The following is a 17636-nucleotide window of genomic DNA, read 5'->3' on the forward strand; positions in this document are numbered from 1 at the left end:
ATACAAAACGCCCGATGCGGTGCATCGAGCGTTAGGGTGAAATAGGTGTAAACCTATTTCAGGACTAGACAAACTGTTTCCGATTAATGCGGAGTTGTTTCCAGGGGTTCCTGCACAGGCACCGGAACAGTTTCAACACTGTCCACGTCCTTCTGGATCTGGTCCAGCAGCGAGCCTGGCTTGGCTGGCGCTTCGGGCGCTTGTTGTGGCTGGTTTTCAGCTGGAACTGTCTGGTTGCTGCTATTACCGAGAATGGCTTCATCGCGGCTTACGCCAGGCATGAAGTCGCCGGACAGGCTGACCAGTTGGTCGTTACCGTTGAAGATCAGGCTGACACGTTCCTGCTGGCGTTCACCGCCACCAGGCTGCAGGCTGTACAGGTAGTCCCAGCGATCAGTGTGAAATGTATCTGTCAACAGAGGGTTGCCCATGATAAACCGTACTTGTCGCCGGGTCATTCCGGGACGTAACTGGTCTATCATGTCCTGCGTGACGACATTTCCCTGTTGGATGTCGATTTTGTAAACCCCGGGGAATGAACAACCGGCGAGTGCGAGCAGTCCCACAAGGGTGAAACTGGTTAGCAAGAGCTTGGTGTTTTGCATCGGTGGGCGACTTCCACTATCTTGGCTGGGACAACGTAAACCCGGATCATACCTGCATTAAGAGAAGCTGCGAAGCAGCGTCTGCGAGAAAGCTGACCATGGTTGAAAATAGCGAACTACGTAAAGCAGGACTTAAGGTGACCTTACCACGGGTCAAAATCCTTCAAATGCTCGATTCTGCCGAGCAGCGCCACATGAGTGCCGAAGATGTCTACAAGGCGCTGATGGAGGCTAGCGAGGATGTCGGTCTGGCCACGGTCTACCGTGTTCTGACTCAGTTTGAAGCTGCTGGATTGGTGGTTCGCCACAATTTCGACGGCGGTCATGCTGTGTTCGAGCTGGCTGATGGCGGCCACCACGACCATATGGTCAATGTGGAGTCCGGCGAGGTGATCGAGTTCTTCGACGAAGAAATCGAGAAACTGCAAAAGGCTATCGTCGAGAGACACGGTTACGATCTGGTAGATCACAATCTTGTGCTCTACGTTCGTAACAAAAAGGCGTAAGCCAGCGACGACAAAGGCGACCTCAGGGTCGCCTTTGTGCTTTATGGGGCATCAGTTTTTGGCGGTGATGACCATTTTCTTCGCGTGGGCCAGGGACTCCTTGGTCAGATCGATGCCGCCAAGCATGCGCGCCACTTCTTCTATGCGTTCGTTCTTGTTGAGCTTCGAGACGGCGGTGCGGGTCGCGTCGCTGCCTCTGACCTTGTGTACGAACAAATGCTGATGGCCCTGCGCTGCCACCTGCGGCAGGTGGGTCACGGTCATCACTTGCCCGCGCTCGCCCAGTCGGCGCAGCAACTGGCCGACAATCTCGGCTGTCGGGCCGCCGATGCCCACGTCCACTTCGTCGAATACCAGAGTCGGCACGCGTGAGGTCTGTGCGGTAATCACCTGGATGGCCAGACTGATTCGTGACAGCTCACCACCCGAGGCTACTTTGGCCAGTGCTTTCAGTGGTTGCCCAGGGTTGGCACTGACCAGCAATTCGACTTGTTCCAGCCCATGGGGAAGCAGGTCGCTGCCGGTATTGGGCTTCAGCTCGATGGTGAATCGCCCGCCGGGCATGCCCAGTCGGTGGATTTCTTCCTCCACGGCGCCGGCCAGCTGGTTTGCGGCGCGCTGGCGCAAATCGCTCAGCTCTCTGGCTTTCTCCTGATAGTGACGGGCAAATGAAGCCAGTTCGTGCTCAAGTCGCTCGATGGATTCATCGTTGGCATTCAGGGTTTCAATTTCATCCAGCAGCTTCTGTTGCAGTTCGCTCAGTTCGGTTGGCTGGATGCGGTGCTTGCGAGCCAGTGTGTAGATGCTGTCCAGACGCTCTTCGAGCTGTTGCAGGCGGGCCGGGTCGGCATCGAAGTGATCCAGGAAGCGATTCAATTCGCCGACGGCTTCTTCTATCTGGATCTGTGCGCTGGACAGCAGGCCTGTGGCTTCACTCAGGGCTGTGGGTGAATTGTTGATGCTGCCCAGGCGGTTCAGGCTGGCGGTCAATGCATTCAGCACATTGCCCGAATCGCTCTCGCTGCATTGCTCCACGACCTGACGGCAGATGCTCAGAAGGCTTTCGGCGTTGGTCAGGTTCTTGTGTTCCTGCTCGAGCTGCTCCAGCTCGTTCTCGCCCAGGCTCAGGCTTTCCAGCTCTTCCAGTTGATAGCTGAGCAACTGGTGCCGTGCGCGCTGTTCGTCGCCGGAGTTGGAAAGGCGCTCCAGCTCCTGACGGGTCTGGCGCCAGCGCTGGGCGGCCAGTTGAACCTGGCGCGCCAGTTCGGTCGCGCCGGCGTATTCATCCAGCAAGCGTCTGTGGGTATCGGTTTTCAGCAGCGACTGGTGTTCATGCTGGCTGTGGATATCGATCAGCAGTTCGCCCAGCGCCTTCAGGTCGCCTTGAGGGCAGGGCGTGCCATTTATATAGGAGCGAGAGCGCCCTTCGGCGGTAATGACCCGCCGCAGAATGCACGGGCCGTCGTTATCCAGGTCGCGCTCCTTGAGCCAGCCTTGCGCTTCGGGAATATCGGCCAGATCGAAGGTGGCCAGGATGTCTGCCTTGTCGGCACCGGGACGAACGACGCCACTGTCGGCGCGATCGCCGAGCGTCAGGCCCAGAGCGTCGAGCATGATCGACTTGCCGGCACCGGTTTCGCCAGTGATTACGCTCATGCCCCGATCCAGTTCCAGATCAAGGTGTTCGACGATGGCGTAGTTATGTACGGAAAGGTGCACCAGCATGGAGTGGCTCCCAAGCGATTTGTCTGGTTATTTATACAGTGTTTTATTTGGTTCTGACAATGCTTGGGTTTAGCTCGTTTTGATCGGGTTGCACGCTTTTTTAGTCCGGAAAGCGATGAAAACCCCTCGGTTCTGTGTGTGCGGCATCCGGGAAATTTTCAGGCAATCCGCATATCCGTGATGCCGAGCCCTTGAAGCCTGAAAATCCGTTCCCATATAGGGGGGCAGAAGCGCGAGATGGGTTCGCGGACGTTTTTGAGAGGAGAACACTATGGCTGACGAACAGAATCTGGATGCGCAGAACCAGGACCAGGCTGGCGAGACAGCTTCGGGTGACGATCTTGCAACTCGTGTGCAGGTGCTCGAAGAGCAACTGGCTGCGGCACAGGATCAGTCCCTGCGTGTAGCTGCGGATCTGCAGAACGTACGTCGTCGTGCAGAACAGGATGTGGAAAAGGCTCACAAATTCGCTCTTGAGAAGTTCGCAGGCGATCTGCTGCCTATCGTCGACAGTCTGGAGCGCGGCCTGGACCTGTCCAGTCCGGACGACGAAAGCATTCGTCCGATGCGTGAAGGTATCGAGCTGACGCTCAAGATGTTCAACGACACCCTCAAGCGCTATCAACTGGAAGCAATCGACCCGCACGGCCAGCCATTCAATGCCGAACATCATCAGGCAATGGCGATGCAGGAAAGCGCGGATGTCGAACCAAACAGCGTTCTGAAAGTGTTCCAGAAGGGTTATCAGCTCAACGGTCGTCTGCTGCGTCCGGCCATGGTCGTGGTCAGCAAGGCACCGTCGCCTGTTTCGCCATCAATTGATGAGCAGGCTTGAAATCGGCTGTCTGGCCCCCATTTATAGGCCAAGCGTTTAAGAGCTACCGCAATTTGTAAACGCAGTTGCGGCAACCAAATCAAAAGTTTCGGGAGAGTCAAAAGATGGGCAAGATTATCGGTATTGACCTGGGGACCACCAACTCCTGCGTCTCTATTCTGGAAAACGGCAACGTCAAGGTTATCGAGAACGCTGAAGGCGCTCGTACTACTCCTTCGATCATTGCCTACGCCAACGATGGCGAAATCCTTGTCGGCCAGTCTGCCAAGCGTCAGGCGGTGACCAACCCGCACAACACCCTGTACGCAGTAAAGCGTCTGATCGGTCGTCGTTTTGAAGAAGACGTCGTACAGAAAGACATCCAGATGGTTCCGTACAAGATCGCCAAGGCTGACAACGGCGACGCCTGGGTTGAAGTCAATGGCCAGAAGATGGCTCCTCCTCAGATTTCTGCCGAAATCCTGAAGAAAATGAAGAAGACCGCCGAAGACTACCTCGGCGAGACAGTCACCGAAGCGGTCATCACCGTTCCGGCCTACTTCAACGACAGCCAGCGTCAAGCCACCAAGGATGCCGGCCGCATCGCGGGTCTGGACGTTAAACGTATCATCAACGAACCCACCGCAGCCGCTCTGGCTTACGGTATGGACAAGGCGAAGGGCGACCACACTGTCATCGTTTATGACCTGGGTGGCGGTACTTTCGACGTGTCGGTCATCGAAATCGCTGAAGTTGACGGCGAGCACCAGTTCGAAGTGCTGGCAACCAACGGTGACACCTTCCTGGGTGGTGAGGACTTCGACATTCGTCTGATCGACTACCTCGTCGACGAATTCAAGAAAGAAAGCGGCATGAACCTCAAGGGTGACCCGCTGGCAATGCAGCGTCTGAAAGAAGCTGCTGAAAAAGCCAAGATCGAGCTGTCTTCCAGCATGCAGACCGACGTCAACCTGCCGTACATCACTGCAGACGCCACCGGTCCCAAGCACTTGAACGTGAAAATCTCCCGTTCCAAGCTGGAATCGCTGGTTGAAGACCTGGTACAGCGCACCATCGAGCCTTGCCGTATCGCATTGAAAGATGCCGGTATCGACATCGGTTCGATCAACGACGTGATCCTGGTCGGTGGCCAGACTCGTATGCCGCTGGTTCAGAAGCTGGTAACCGAGTTCTTCGGTAAAGAAGCGCGTAAAGACGTCAACCCTGACGAAGCTGTTGCAATGGGTGCTGCCATCCAGGGCGCGGTACTGGCTGGTGACGTCAAGGACGTTCTGCTGCTGGACGTCAGCCCGCTGACTCTGGGTATCGAAACCATGGGCGGCGTGATGACTGCGCTGATCGAGAAAAACACCACGATTCCTACCAAGAAATCGCAAGTGTTCTCGACTGCCGATGACAACCAGAACGCTGTAACCATTCACGTACTGCAAGGTGAGCGTAAGCAAGCCGGTCAGAACAAGTCCCTGGGCAAGTTCGACCTGGCCGAGATTCCACCGGCTCCACGTGGTGTTCCACAGATCGAAGTCACCTTCGACATCGACGCCAACGGCATCCTGCACGTAGGCGCGAAAGACAAGGCGACTGGCAAGCAGCAGTCCATCGTGATCAAGGCCAACTCGGGTCTGTCGGATGAAGAAATCCAGCAGATGATCCGCGACGCTGAAGCCAACAGCGAAGAAGACCGCAAGTTCGAAGAGCTGGCATCTGCCCGTAACCAGGGTGATGCACTGGTTCACTCGACTCGCAAAATGATCAGCGATGCTGGCGACAAAGTGACCGCAGAAGAGAAGACCGCTGTTGAAGCTGCTCTGGTTGCTCTGGAAGCTGCCGTCAAAGGCGACGACAAGGCTGCCATCGAAGCCAAGATCGAAGAGCTGTCCAAGGTTTCCGCGCCAATCGCTCAGAAAATGTACGCTGAGCAGGCTGAAAACCCTGAAGCGGCTGCCAAGCCTGCTGAAGAAAAAGCCAAGGCTGATGATGTGGTCGACGCCGAGTTCGAAGAAGTGAAAGACAACAAGTAAGCGCAGGCTTGCTTGAAAGCCAGTTGACCCGTTCCGAGCGGTGGCTGGTAGGATGTCGCCGCGCGGGAGCTTGCTCCCGCGTTGGCGTGTCTGGAACAGGCAAAATTCCGGCGTTCGGGTCAAGGCCCGTACGCCCTGTGGCAAGGTCGTCATGCTCCTGCGTGGCGATTCGTTCTGCCGCTTTCTCGGTCAGGCAACTGGCTGTCTAAACAAGACCAGGATCGTTGAATTGACGTGAGTTGGGTCCGGGCCTGTATGGGGCTCAACGAGTTTGGCAAGGCTCAGGAGGGTTTTGCCGAACGTCCTCAAGAGTGCGGAAGAATTATGGCAAAGCGTGATTATTACGAAGTGTTGGGGGTGGAGCGGGGTGCCAGCGAGGCTGAGCTGAAGAAGGCTTATCGCCGCCTTGCGATGAAGCATCACCCTGACCGCAACCCTGATGACAAGGCTGCGGAAGAGCTGTTCAAAGAGGCCAACGAGGCCTATGAAGTTCTGTCCGATGCCAGCAAACGTGCGGCATACGATCAGTACGGTCACGCCGGCATAGACCCGAGCATGGGTGGCGGTGGTTTCGGTGGCGGTGCTGGCGGTGCGAACTTCTCCGATATTTTCGGTGACGTGTTCAGCGATTTCTTTGGTGGTGGCCGCGGTGGTGGCGGTCGTGGCGGCGCACAGCGCGGCAGCGATCTGCGTTACACCCTGGAGCTGGACCTCGAAGAGGCGGTTCGCGGTACGACCGTGAATATCCGTGTTCCGACGCTGGTCAATTGCAAACCTTGCGATGGCAGTGGCGCGAAGAAAGGTTCTTCGCCGGTCACTTGCCCGACCTGCGGCGGTATTGGTCAGGTGCGCATGCAGCAGGGGTTCTTCTCTGTGCAGCAAACCTGCCCTCGTTGCCATGGCCACGGCAAGATCATTTCCGATCCGTGCGATTCGTGCCATGGCGAAGGCCGTGTCGAAGAGTCCAAGACCCTGTCGGTCAAAGTGCCGCCAGGCGTCGATACCGGTGACCGCATTCGTCTCTCTGGCGAAGGCGAAGTGGGTTCCCAGGGCGGGCCGACCGGCGACCTGTATGTTGTGATCAATGTGCGTGAACACGCCATATTCCAGCGCGACGGCAAGCACCTGTATTGCGAAGTGCCAATCAGCTTCACTGACGCGGCCCTGGGTGGCGAACTTGAAGTGCCGACGCTGGATGGTCGGGTCAAGCTGAAGATCCCTGAAGGTACGCAGACCGGTAAGCAGTTCCGCTTGCGTGGCAAGGGTGTGGCTCCGGTGCGTGGCGGCGGTGCTGGCGACCTGATGTGCCGTGTTGCGGTTGAAACGCCGGTCAATCTCGGCAAGCGTCAGCGTGAACTGCTCGAAGAGTTCCGTACCTCGCTTGAAGGCGACGACTCTCATTCTCCGAAAGCCAGTGGCTGGTTCGAGGGTGTGAAGCGTTTCTTCGGTGATTTGTAAGGGCTGATTCAGCAGGAGAAGGTTATGCGACGTATTGCTGTGGTAGGCGCCGCCGGGCGCATGGGTAAGACTTTGATCGAGGCTGTTCTGTCGGCGCCAGGTGCGGGGTTGACGGCTGCCATTGATCGTCCGGACAGCACGCTGGTGGGGGCTGATGCCGGAGAGTTGGCTGCATTGGGCCGTATCGGCGTGCCTCTATCGGGTGATGTTGCCCGGGTTGCCGATGACTTCGACGTGTTGATCGATTTCACGCACCCTACGGTGACGCTCAAGAACCTGGCTTTCTGCCGCAAGGCGGGCAAGGCCATGATCATTGGCACCACGGGTTTCAGTGCTGAAGAAAAGCTGCAACTGGTTGAGGCGGCGAAAGAGATTCCTATCGTTTTTGCTGCCAACTTCAGTGTCGGTGTGAATCTTTGTCTGAAGCTGCTGGATACGGCTGCTCGCGTGCTGGGTGACGACGTCGATATCGAAATCACCGAAGCTCACCACCGTCACAAGGTCGATGCGCCTTCGGGTACGGCATTGCGCATGGGCGAAGTGGTTGCCGAGGCGTTGGGTCGTGATCTGGAAAAGGTCGCTGTCCATAGCCGTGAAGGCCAGACCGGTGCTCGTGATCGTCAGACCATTGGTTTTGCGACCATCAGGGCTGGGGATATCGTGGGCGACCATACGGTTCTGTTCGCTGCCGATGGCGAGCGCGTCGAAATCACTCACAAGGCTTCCAGTCGCATGACGTTTGCCAAGGGAGCCGTCCGTGCTGCCATGTGGCTCGATGGCAAGGCTCCAGGTCTTTATGACATGCAGGACGTGCTGGAGCTGCGTTGATTGTGAGTGCCGGATTCAGCCTTGTCGCATTCCGTGGGTTTTCGGGCTCATTGGTGGTAGACCAAAAAAGGCTTTTTCTGTAAGCTACAGCTTTAGTGTGTCCACTAAAAGCGCGCAGATGAATCTATAAGAAAGCGGGGTGACGTATCTACGTCATTCCGCTTTTTTGCAACCTGCGAACGCCCTTTCAGGCTTTATTTACGGGAGGTCTTCTTGACTAAGCCAGCCATACTTGCCCTTGCTGATGGCAGCATTTTTCGCGGCGAAGCCATTGGAGCCGACGGCCAGACCGTTGGTGAGGTGGTGTTCAACACCGCAATGACCGGCTATCAGGAAATCCTTACCGATCCTTCCTATGCCCAGCAAATCGTTACTCTGACTTACCCGCACATCGGCAACACAGGCACCACGCCTGAAGACGCCGAGTCGAATCGCGTATGGTCCGCAGGCCTGGTTATCCGTGACCTGCCTCTGGTCTCCAGCAACTGGCGTAACAAGCAGCCACTGGACGAATACCTCAAGGCCAACAACGTTGTTGCCATCGCAGGTATCGATACTCGCCGCCTGACCCGCATCCTGCGTGAGAAAGGCGCACAGAACGGCTGCATCATCGCCGGTGACAACATTTCCGAAGAGGCCGCAATCGCAGCCGCTCGCGGCTTCCCGGGCCTCAAGGGCATGGACCTGGCCAAGGAAGTCAGCACCAAGGAAAGCTACGAGTGGCGTTCCAGTGTCTGGAGCCTGAAAACCGACAGCCATCCTGAAATCGCCGCTGCCGAGCTGCCGTACCACGTCGTGGCCTACGACTACGGCGTCAAGGTCAACATCCTGCGCATGCTGGTCGAGCGCGGTTGCCGCGTTACTGTTGTTCCGGCGCAAACGCCTGCCAGCGATGTACTGGCCTACAGCCCGGACGGTGTTTTCCTTTCCAACGGCCCTGGCGACCCGGAGCCATGCGACTACGCCATCAAGGCCATCAAGGAAGTCCTGGAAACCGAGATCCCGGTTTTCGGTATCTGCCTGGGTCACCAGTTGCTGGCTCTGGCTTCCGGCGCCAAGACGGTAAAAATGGGTCACGGCCACCACGGTGCCAACCACCCGGTCCAGGACCTGGACACCGGCGTTGTCATGATCACCAGCCAGAACCACGGTTTTGCAGTTGATGAGTCGACCCTGCCAGGTAACGTTCGCGCCATCCACAAGTCGCTGTTCGACGGCACCCTGCAAGGTATCGAGCGCACCGACAAGAGCGCGTTCAGCTTCCAGGGTCACCCTGAAGCAAGCCCGGGCCCGAATGACGTTGCCCCGCTGTTTGATCGCTTTATCGAAGCCATGGCCAAGCGTCGCTGACCGGTTGCCTTGAGAATGTAGTAAGCAGGTGCCTTGGGTGGCCCCGGACGGCAAGTCCGGTTGTCGCCACCCAGGTCACCGCAAAGAAATGTTCAAGACGGCTTGCCGACTGACCTACGGATTTGAGTGACAACCCATGCCAAAACGTACAGATATTAAAAGCATCCTGATTCTTGGCGCCGGCCCCATCGTGATCGGCCAGGCCTGTGAATTCGACTACTCCGGCGCCCAGGCCTGCAAGGCTCTGCGCGAAGAGGGTTACCGCGTCATTCTGGTGAACTCCAACCCGGCGACCATCATGACCGACCCGGCCATGGCCGACGCGACCTACATCGAGCCGATCAAGTGGCAGACCGTTGCCAAGATCATCGAAAAAGAGCGTCCGGATGCCGTGCTGCCGACCATGGGCGGCCAGACTGCACTGAACTGCGCACTGGACCTGGAGCGCGAAGGCGTTCTGGAGAAGTTCGGCGTGGAAATGATCGGTGCCAATGCCGACACCATCGACAAGGCCGAAGACCGTTCGCGCTTCGACAAGGCCATGAAGTCCATCGGTCTGGAATGCCCGCGCTCCGGCATTGCCCACACCATGGAAGAAGCCAACGCAGTTCTCGAAAAACTGGGCTTCCCTTGCATCATCCGTCCATCGTTCACCATGGGTGGCACCGGTGGCGGTATTGCCTACAACCGTGAAGAGTTCGAAGAAATCTGTGCTCGTGGTCTGGACCTTTCGCCGACCAAAGAGCTGCTGATCGACGAATCGCTGATCGGATGGAAAGAGTATGAAATGGAAGTTGTCCGCGACAAGAAGGACAACTGCATCATCGTCTGCTCCATCGAAAACTTCGACCCGATGGGCGTGCATACCGGTGACTCGATCACTGTTGCGCCAGCACAGACCCTGACGGACAAGGAATACCAGATCCTGCGTAACGCCTCGCTGGCTGTTCTGCGCGAGATCGGCGTCGAAACCGGCGGTTCCAACGTGCAGTTCGGTATCTGCCCGGACACTGGCCGCATGGTCGTGATCGAGATGAACCCGCGTGTTTCGCGGTCCTCGGCACTGGCTTCCAAGGCTACCGGTTTCCCGATTGCCAAGGTCGCTGCCAAGCTGGCAGTCGGCTACACCCTCGACGAACTGCAGAACGACATCACCGGTGGCAAGACCCCGGCGTCCTTCGAGCCGTCCATCGACTACGTCGTGACCAAGCTGCCGCGCTTTGCCTTCGAGAAGTTCTCCAAGGCCGACGCTCGCCTGACCACTCAGATGAAGTCGGTCGGTGAAGTCATGGCTATCGGCCGTACCTTCCAGGAATCCCTGCAGAAAGCCCTGCGCGGTCTGGAAGTCGGCGTCTGCGGTCTCGATCCAAAGCTGGATCTGAGCCATCCGGAAAGCATGAGCACCCTCAAGCGCGAGCTGACCGTTCCGGGTGCAGAGCGCATCTGGTACGTCGCCGACGCTTTCCGTGCCGGGCTGACCGTCGAAGAAATCTTCGAAATGAACATGATCGACCCTTGGTTCCTGGTGCAGATCGAAGATCTGATCAAGGAAGAAGAGAAGGTCAAGACCCTGGGTCTTTCGGCCATCGATCGTGATCTGATGTTCCGCCTCAAGCGCAAGGGCTTCTCCGATGCGCGTCTGGCCAAGCTGCTGGGCGTTACCGAGAAGAACCTGCGTACTCACCGTCAGAAGCTGGAAGTGTTCCCGGTCTATAAGCGCGTCGACACCTGCGCTGCCGAGTTCGCGACCGACACCGCTTACCTGTACTCGACGTACGAAGAAGAGTGCGAAGCCAACCCGTCGACTCGTGACAAGATCATGATCCTGGGTGGCGGTCCTAACCGTATCGGTCAGGGCATCGAGTTCGACTACTGCTGCGTACACGCAGCTCTGGCGCTGCGCGACGATGGTTACGAGACCATCATGGTCAACTGCAACCCGGAAACCGTTTCTACCGATTACGACACGTCCGACCGTCTGTACTTTGAACCAGTCACTCTGGAAGACGTTCTGGAAATCGTGCGCGTCGAGAAGCCTAAAGGCGTCATCGTCCAGTACGGCGGCCAGACCCCTCTGAAACTGGCTCGCGCCCTGGAAGCTGCTGGCGTGCCGATTATCGGCACCAGCCCTGACGCCATCGACCGTGCAGAAGACCGTGAGCGCTTCCAGCAGATGGTTGAGCGCCTGAACCTGCGTCAGCCGCCAAACGCCACTGTGCGCAGCGAAGACGAAGCCATTCGTGCCGCCGCAAAAATCGGTTACCCGCTGGTTGTGCGTCCGTCCTACGTGCTGGGCGGCCGGGCGATGGAAATCGTCTACCAGGAAGAAGAACTCAAGCGCTACCTGCGTGAAGCCGTTCAGGTTTCCAACGATAGCCCGGTCCTGCTGGATCACTTCCTGAACTGTGCCATCGAAATGGACGTCGACGCTGTCTGCGACGGTACCGATGTCGTGATCGGCGCGATCATGCAGCACATCGAGCAGGCGGGCGTTCACTCCGGTGACTCCGCATGTTCGCTGCCGCCTTACTCGCTGCCGGCTCACATCCAGGACGAGATGCGCGAACAGGTCAAGAAAATGGCTCTGGAATTGGGCGTTGTCGGTCTGATGAACGTTCAGCTCGCGCTGCAAGGCGAAGACATCTACGTCATCGAAGTGAACCCGCGTGCATCCCGTACCGTACCTTTCGTGTCCAAGTGCATCGGTGTTTCCCTGGCGATGATCGCTGCTCGCGTCATGGCGGGTAAAACCCTGAAAGAGCTGGGTTTCACCAAGGAAATCATTCCGAACTTCTACAGCGTGAAAGAGGCGGTCTTCCCGTTCGCCAAGTTCCCGGGTGTTGACCCGATCCTCGGCCCGGAGATGAAGTCGACCGGTGAAGTGATGGGCGTGGGCGACACCTTCGGTGAAGCTTTTGCCAAGGCCCAGGTTGGCGCCAGCGAGATTCTGCCGACAGGTGGTACTGCATTCATCAGCGTGCGCAATGACGACAAGCCACTGGTGGCCGGCGTCGCTCGCGACCTGATCAACCTCGGTTTCGAGATCGTGGCGACCGCCGGTACGGCCAAGCTGATCGAAGCTGCTGGCCTGAAGGTGCGTCGCGTCAACAAGGTGACCGAAGGCCGTCCACACGTGGTCGACATGATCAAGAATGACGAAGTCACTCTGATCATCAACACCACAGAAGGCCGTCAGTCCATCGCTGACTCCTACTCCATTCGTCGTAACGCCTTGCAGCACAAGATTTATTGCACCACTACTATTGCTGCAGGCGAAGCCATCTGCGAAGCGCTCAAGTTCGGTCCGGAAAAGACCGTGCGTCGCTTGCAGGATCTACATGCAGGACTGAAGGCATGATCAAATACCCAATGACTGTCCAGGGCGCTCGCGCCCTGGAAGAAGAGTTGACGCATCTGACCAAGGTGATTCGTCCAAAGCTCAGCCAGGACATCGGTACTGCGCGTGAACTGGGCGACCTCAAGGAAAACGCCGAATACCATGCTGCCCGCGAGCAGCAGGGTATGGTCGAGGCGCGGATCCGTGATATCGAAGGCCGTATGCAGAATGCGGTCATCATCGACGTCACCACCATTCCTCATACCGGGAAGGTGATTTTCGGGACGACGGTCCAGATCGCCAACGTTGAAACCGACGAGTCTGTGACCTATCAGATCGTGGGTGAAGATGAGGCCGACATCAAGCTGGGCAAGATTTCCGTTGGTTCGCCTATCGCTCGCGCCTTGATTGCCAAGGAGGAGGGCGATGTGGTGACGGTGAAAACGCCTAGCGGTGTCATCGAGTACGAGATCGTTGAAGTCCGTCACGTTTGATGGGTTGCGCCCGTTTCCAGCGGGCGCAATAGTCTGGCAGCTTGTCCAGACCTTATGGGTGGGCGGGCTGGTCCTTTTGCACCTGGCGACATTGGCGGTGCTCGATCAGACAGGCCTTGCGCCGCTGTTCATCGACCAGTTCGCCAGTCGTGCGAGTGCTCTGCTGGTAGCTTTTGCGGCAGCCTGTGTGGTGTTGCAACTGGTGTTGCTGGTTCGCTTCGAGCGTCTGGCAAGTGTCTGGCGGGATTTTCGCGGGCAATTGCTTTCAATTGCATTGTTGTCGTCAGCGGTTTATTACGTGCTGCGGCACTGGTTTGCCGGTGCATTGCACTGGCAACTGCTGAGTTATCTGGTGCTGGCGTTGAGCGGCTTGTTGCTGGTCTTGCAGCCGGTGCCGGGAAGGAGCAGCAGGGCGCGCTGAAGGCGCCCTGGCTTTTAAAATCAGCTTGCGCGGTGGACGTTGGACAGTTGCTTGTTTACCTTTTGGTTCTTGCGATAGATCAGCGCCATTTTGCCGATGACCTGTACGAGGTCCGCTGAACCGACCTTGCAGAGTTCTGCAATGGTCTGAAGGCGGCTTTCGCGATCGAGGATATTGAGTTTGATCTTGATCAGCTCGTGATCGCTCAGTGCGCGCTCGAGTTCGGCGAGCACACCTTCAGTCAAACCATTGTCAGCCACTATCAATACTGGTTTCAGATGGTGGCCAATGGATTTGTATTGTTTCTTCTGCTCTTGAGTGAGCGGCATAATCTGACCCCTGCGTCTGATCTTGTAAAAAAGCGGCGGCCAGTTTACCCGAGCGAGTCCGGGACCGCCCAGTTAATCACGACTCGTTTTATTTTTGAGGTGCCCCGTGGCCCGTTCCAAGACAAGCCATAACTGGCTCAAAGAACACTTTGATGACAAATACGTCAAAATGGCGCAGAAGGACGGCTACCGTTCTCGTGCCAGCTACAAGCTTCTGGAGATCCAGGAGAAGGACAAGATCATCCGTCCGGGCATGACGGTCATCGACCTGGGCGCGGCTCCAGGCGGGTGGTCGCAGGTGACCAGTCGTCTGATTGGTGGTCAGGGTCGCCTGATTGCGTCCGATATCCTGGAGATGGACAGCATCCCCGATGTGACCTTCATCAAGGGTGACTTCACCGAGGACGCCGTTCTCGCTCAAATTCTGGAAGCTGTAGGTAATACACAGGTAGACCTTGTGATTTCCGATATGGCCCCCAATATGAGTGGATTGAGCGCAGTGGACATGCCTCGGGCAATGTTCCTGTGTGAGCTGGCTCTGGATCTTGCCGGTCGGGTCTTGCGCCCGGGTGGCGATTTTCTGATCAAGGTCTTCCAGGGTGAAGGCTTCGATGTGTACCACAAGGATATTCGCAAGCTGTTCGACAAGGTGCAGATGCGCAAGCCATTGTCGTCGCGCGACAGGTCTCGTGAGCAATATCTGCTGGCTCGCGGTTTCCGCGCAGTCGAAGGCGCTGCCAGTGATGAGCGTCTTTGAGGGCAGTCGATAGGTTTTTTCAAATGGCTATGCGGATGGCGCATGTATGACCATCATGTAGTCAAAGTTTCACAAAGGGTTACAGACGGTGCCTGCCACATCTGTAGGTTCTGTAGTAAGTTAGGCCGGTGAATATCATGCGAGGCACGCTTCCTGCGTGGAGCTTGCTTCAGAGGGTAGCTAATTGAACGATATGGCAAAGAATTTGATCCTGTGGTTGATCATCGCGGCAGTCCTTGTGACGGTGATGAACAACTTCTCCAGCCCGAACGAGCCGCAGACCCTCAACTACTCCGAGTTCATCCAGCAGGTCAAGGATGGCAAGGTCGAGAAGGTTTCCGTGGACGGCGCTGTCATTACAGGCAAGCGCAGCGATGGCGACACCTTCAAGACCATTCGCCCGGCCATTGCAGACAACGGTCTGATTGGTGATCTGGTCGATAACAATGTAGTTGTCGAAGGCAAGCAGCCTGAGCAGCAGAGCATCTGGACCCAGTTGCTGGTAGCCAGCTTCCCGATCCTGGTCATCATTGCCGTGTTCATGTTCTTCATGCGCCAGATGCAAGGTGGCGCGGGCGGCAAGGGCGGCCCGATGAGCTTCGGCAAGAGCAAGGCGCGCCTGCTTTCCGAAGATCAGGTGAAGACGACCCTGGCCGATGTGGCGGGTTGTGATGAGGCCAAGGAAGAAGTGGGCGAGCTCGTCGAGTTCCTGCGCGATCCGGGCAAGTTCCAGCGTCTGGGCGGTCGTATTCCTCGCGGTGTGCTGATGGTCGGTCCTCCGGGTACCGGTAAGACCCTGCTTGCCAAGGCAATTGCCGGCGAAGCGAAAGTGCCGTTCTTCACCATTTCCGGTTCCGACTTTGTCGAAATGTTCGTGGGTGTCGGTGCAAGCCGTGTCCGTGACATGTTTGAACAAGCCAAGAAGCACGCACCGTGCATCATCTTCATCGATGAAATCGATGCCGTGGGTCGCCATCGTGGCGCCGGCATGGGTGGCGGTCATGATGAGCGCGAGCAAACCCTCAACCAGTTGCTGGTCGAGATGGATGGCTTTGAAATGAACGATGGCATCATTGTCATCGCGGCGACCAACCGTCCTGACGTACTGGACCCCGCGCTGCTGCGTCCGGGCCGTTTCGACCGTCAGGTGGTTGTAGGTCTGCCGGACATTCGTGGTCGTGAGCAGATCCTCAAGGTTCACATGCGCAAAGTGCCGATGGGCGAGGATGTGAATCCTGCGGTCATCGCACGTGGTACCCCGGGCTTCTCGGGTGCCGACCTTGCCAACCTGGTCAACGAGGCTTCCCTGTTCGCAGCCCGTGCCGGCAAGCGCATCGTCGAAATGAAGGAGTTCGAGCTGGCCAAAGACAAGATCATGATGGGCGCCGAGCGCAAGAGCATGGTCATGTCCGAGAAGGAAAAACAGAACACGGCCTACCACGAAGCTGGTCACGCTATCGTGGGTCGTCTGGTGCCTGAGCATGATCCGGTCTACAAGGTGTCGATCATTCCGCGCGGTCGTGCGCTGGGTGTGACCATGTTCCTGCCGGAAGAAGATCGCTACAGCCTGTCCAAGCGTGCTCTGGTCAGCCAGATCTGCTCCCTGTACGGCGGTCGTATTGCCGAGGAAATGACTCTGGGCTTCGACGGTGTGACCACCGGTGCTTCCAACGACATCATGCGTGCAAGTCAGATTGCCCGGAACATGGTGACCAAGTGGGGGTTGTCGGAAAAACTCGGTCCGTTGATGTATTCCGAAGATGAAGATTCAGGTTACCTGGGTCGTGGCGGCAGCCAGAACTCGAACTTCTCTGGCGATACCGCCAAGCTGATCGATCTGGAAGTTCGCAGCATCATCGATCACAGCTACAACACTGCCAAACAGCTTCTCACTGACAACCGTGACAAGCTGGATGCGATGGCTGATGCGCTCATGAAATATGAGACCATCGATTCGGATCAGATCGATGACATCATGGCAGGCCGACCTCCCCGTGAACCGCGGGACTGGGAAGGCGGTTCCGGTACCAAAGGCACGCCTGTACCGGATGCCCGCCCGGAAGCTCCGATCGGCGGTCCTGCTGCTGAACATTAAGGTCTGACATGACTTCTACGCTGTACCCGACCCGGTTGCCTTGCGGCAACCGGGTTCTTGATTTGGCCCGTACGCACGTGATGGGCATTCTCAACGCAACTCCAGACTCATTCTCGGATGGCGGTCGTTACAGTCAGCTCGATGCTGCCTTGCGTCATGCCGAGGCCATGGTGCTGGCTGGTGCAACCCTGATCGATGTCGGTGGCGAGTCAACTCGTCCTGGCGCGCCTCCTGTTTCTCCTGTCGAGGAGCTTGAACGGGTCGCGCCGGTAGTAGAAGCTATTGGCCGCGAACTCGACGTCATTGTCTCGGTTGATACTTCTACGCCTGAGGTGATACTCGAAACGGCTCGTCTCGGGGCAGGGCTCATCAACGATGTACGTTCGCTGGGTCGGCCTGGTGCTCTGGAGGCTGCCGCCCGGACAGGTTTGCCCGTGTGCCTGATGCACATGCTTGGCGAGCCCGGCAATATGCAGGATGACCCGCGTTACACCGATCTGGTGGGCGAGGTTGGTGCCTTTCTGCGGGAGCGAATGACTCAGTGTGCGGCGGCAGGTATCGATCGTGAGCGGATCATCCTTGATCCCGGTTTCGGTTTTGCCAAGACGCTGGATCACAACCTGAGCCTGTTCAAGCACATGGAGGTCCTGCATTCCCTGGGGCGTCCGCTGCTGGTCGGGGTGTCGCGCAAAAGCATGATCGGTGCCGTGCTGGGTCGTCCTGTCGGGGAGCGCCTTTACGGCGGTCTGGCTTTGGCTGCTCTGGCGATGGCCAAAGGGGCTCGAATTCTACGTGTGCACGATGTCGCCGAAACGGCTGATGTGGTGCGCATGATTGCAGCTGTCGAATCGGCTGAGTAAGAAACTGTGGAGCAG

Annotated in this window: 15 protein-coding genes; 12 read left to right on the top strand and 3 right to left on the bottom strand. The window is 57.4% G+C overall.

Annotated features, from left to right (window positions below):
• Window positions 1-83: 83 nt before the first annotated feature.
• Complete coding sequence (locus K5D32_RS19645) at window positions 84-605, bottom strand: outer membrane protein assembly factor BamE (RefSeq protein ID WP_025258483.1); 522 nt, start codon at window positions 603-605, stop codon at window positions 84-86.
• Between the two features lie 98 nt (window positions 606-703).
• Between K5D32_RS19645 and fur the strand changes: the two genes are divergently transcribed.
• The gene (gene fur, locus K5D32_RS19650; protein ID WP_025258484.1) at window positions 704-1111 is read left to right on the top strand and encodes a ferric iron uptake transcriptional regulator; all 408 of its coding nucleotides are present in this window, start codon (window positions 704-706) and stop codon (window positions 1109-1111) included.
• 51 nt (window positions 1112-1162) lie between these two features.
• On the opposite strand, the gene recN is transcribed toward fur, so the two are convergent.
• On the bottom strand, window positions 1163-2836 hold the full coding sequence (gene recN / locus K5D32_RS19655; RefSeq protein WP_221530964.1) for a DNA repair protein RecN: 1674 nt from the start codon (window positions 2834-2836) through the stop codon (window positions 1163-1165).
• A gap of 271 nt (window positions 2837-3107) precedes the next feature.
• Here recN and grpE point away from each other — a divergent pair, with 271 nt between their 5' ends.
• The 8 genes from grpE (at window position 3108) to K5D32_RS19695 (ending at window position 13580) form a co-directional block, all read left to right on the top strand.
• The gene (grpE, locus tag K5D32_RS19660; RefSeq protein WP_117166321.1) at window positions 3108-3671 is read left to right on the top strand and encodes a nucleotide exchange factor GrpE; all 564 of its coding nucleotides are present in this window, start codon (window positions 3108-3110) and stop codon (window positions 3669-3671) included.
• Between the two features lie 65 nt (window positions 3672-3736).
• Window positions 3737-5692, top strand: a complete 1956-nt coding sequence (gene dnaK / locus K5D32_RS19665; protein WP_260406993.1) for a molecular chaperone DnaK — start codon at window positions 3737-3739, stop codon at window positions 5690-5692.
• 324 nt (window positions 5693-6016) lie between these two features.
• Entirely contained in the window at window positions 6017-7150 is a 1134-nt protein-coding gene (gene dnaJ / locus K5D32_RS19670; protein ID WP_025258488.1) for a molecular chaperone DnaJ, read from the top strand.
• 24 nt (window positions 7151-7174) lie between these two features.
• Entirely contained in the window at window positions 7175-7978 is an 804-nt protein-coding gene (dapB, locus tag K5D32_RS19675) for a 4-hydroxy-tetrahydrodipicolinate reductase (protein WP_216704894.1), read from the top strand.
• A gap of 213 nt (window positions 7979-8191) precedes the next feature.
• The gene (carA, locus tag K5D32_RS19680) at window positions 8192-9328 is read left to right on the top strand and encodes a glutamine-hydrolyzing carbamoyl-phosphate synthase small subunit (RefSeq protein ID WP_198726532.1); all 1137 of its coding nucleotides are present in this window, start codon (window positions 8192-8194) and stop codon (window positions 9326-9328) included.
• 136 nt (window positions 9329-9464) lie between these two features.
• The gene (gene carB / locus K5D32_RS19685) at window positions 9465-12686 is read left to right on the top strand and encodes a carbamoyl-phosphate synthase large subunit (protein ID WP_221577718.1); all 3222 of its coding nucleotides are present in this window, start codon (window positions 9465-9467) and stop codon (window positions 12684-12686) included.
• Complete coding sequence (gene greA, locus K5D32_RS19690) at window positions 12683-13159, top strand: transcription elongation factor GreA (RefSeq protein WP_025258492.1); 477 nt, start codon at window positions 12683-12685, stop codon at window positions 13157-13159. The genes carB and greA overlap by 4 nt, the downstream gene beginning before the upstream one ends.
• Before the next feature lie 4 nt (window positions 13160-13163).
• The gene (locus K5D32_RS19695) at window positions 13164-13580 is read left to right on the top strand and encodes an MFS transporter (RefSeq protein WP_260407463.1); all 417 of its coding nucleotides are present in this window, start codon (window positions 13164-13166) and stop codon (window positions 13578-13580) included.
• A 20-nt stretch (window positions 13581-13600) separates the two neighbouring features.
• Here K5D32_RS19695 and K5D32_RS19700 read toward each other — a convergent pair whose 3' ends face one another.
• Window positions 13601-13909 (bottom strand): YhbY family RNA-binding protein, encoded by a 309-nt coding sequence (locus K5D32_RS19700; RefSeq protein ID WP_221601522.1) that lies wholly within the window; start codon window positions 13907-13909, stop codon window positions 13601-13603.
• A 106-nt stretch (window positions 13910-14015) separates the two neighbouring features.
• On the opposite strand from K5D32_RS19700, the gene rlmE reads away from it, so the two are divergent.
• The 3 genes from rlmE (at window position 14016) to folP (ending at window position 17621) form a co-directional block, all read left to right on the top strand.
• Entirely contained in the window at window positions 14016-14666 is a 651-nt protein-coding gene (gene rlmE / locus K5D32_RS19705; protein WP_025258494.1) for a 23S rRNA (uridine(2552)-2'-O)-methyltransferase RlmE, read from the top strand.
• Between the two features lie 193 nt (window positions 14667-14859).
• Window positions 14860-16761 carry an ATP-dependent zinc metalloprotease FtsH gene (ftsH, locus tag K5D32_RS19710; protein ID WP_200994757.1) on the top strand — a complete coding sequence of 634 codons (1902 nt, stop codon included), beginning with the start codon at window positions 14860-14862 and terminating at the stop codon, window positions 16759-16761.
• Window positions 16762-16769: 8 nt separating this feature from the next.
• Complete coding sequence (folP, locus tag K5D32_RS19715) at window positions 16770-17621, top strand: dihydropteroate synthase (RefSeq protein WP_221601524.1); 852 nt, start codon at window positions 16770-16772, stop codon at window positions 17619-17621.
• Window positions 17622-17636 lie beyond the last annotated feature (15 nt).

It is taken from the genome of Pseudomonas cichorii (assembly GCF_019719005.1).
Classification (GTDB): domain Bacteria; phylum Pseudomonadota; class Gammaproteobacteria; order Pseudomonadales; family Pseudomonadaceae; genus Aquipseudomonas; species Aquipseudomonas cichorii_E.

Bases quoted from the DNA above. Each gene is read 5' to 3' on its own strand.
- K5D32_RS19645 (WP_025258483.1), bottom strand. From the start codon at position 605: ATGCAAAACACCAAGCTCTTGCTAACCAGTTTCACCCTTGTGGGACTG.
- fur (WP_025258484.1), top strand. From the start codon at position 704: ATGGTTGAAAATAGCGAACTACGTAAAGCAGGACTTAAGGTGACCTTA.
- recN (WP_221530964.1), bottom strand. From the start codon at position 2,836: ATGCTGGTGCACCTTTCCGTACATAACTACGCCATCGTCGAACACCTT.
- grpE (WP_117166321.1), top strand. From the start codon at position 3,108: ATGGCTGACGAACAGAATCTGGATGCGCAGAACCAGGACCAGGCTGGC.
- dnaJ (WP_025258488.1), top strand. From the start codon at position 6,017: ATGGCAAAGCGTGATTATTACGAAGTGTTGGGGGTGGAGCGGGGTGCC.
- dapB (WP_216704894.1), top strand. From the start codon at position 7,175: ATGCGACGTATTGCTGTGGTAGGCGCCGCCGGGCGCATGGGTAAGACT.
- carB (WP_221577718.1), top strand. From the start codon at position 9,465: ATGCCAAAACGTACAGATATTAAAAGCATCCTGATTCTTGGCGCCGGC.
- greA (WP_025258492.1), top strand. From the start codon at position 12,683: ATGATCAAATACCCAATGACTGTCCAGGGCGCTCGCGCCCTGGAAGAA.
- K5D32_RS19700 (WP_221601522.1), bottom strand. From the start codon at position 13,909: ATGCCGCTCACTCAAGAGCAGAAGAAACAATACAAATCCATTGGCCAC.
- ftsH (WP_200994757.1), top strand. From the start codon at position 14,860: ATGGCAAAGAATTTGATCCTGTGGTTGATCATCGCGGCAGTCCTTGTG.
- folP (WP_221601524.1), top strand. From the start codon at position 16,770: ATGACTTCTACGCTGTACCCGACCCGGTTGCCTTGCGGCAACCGGGTT.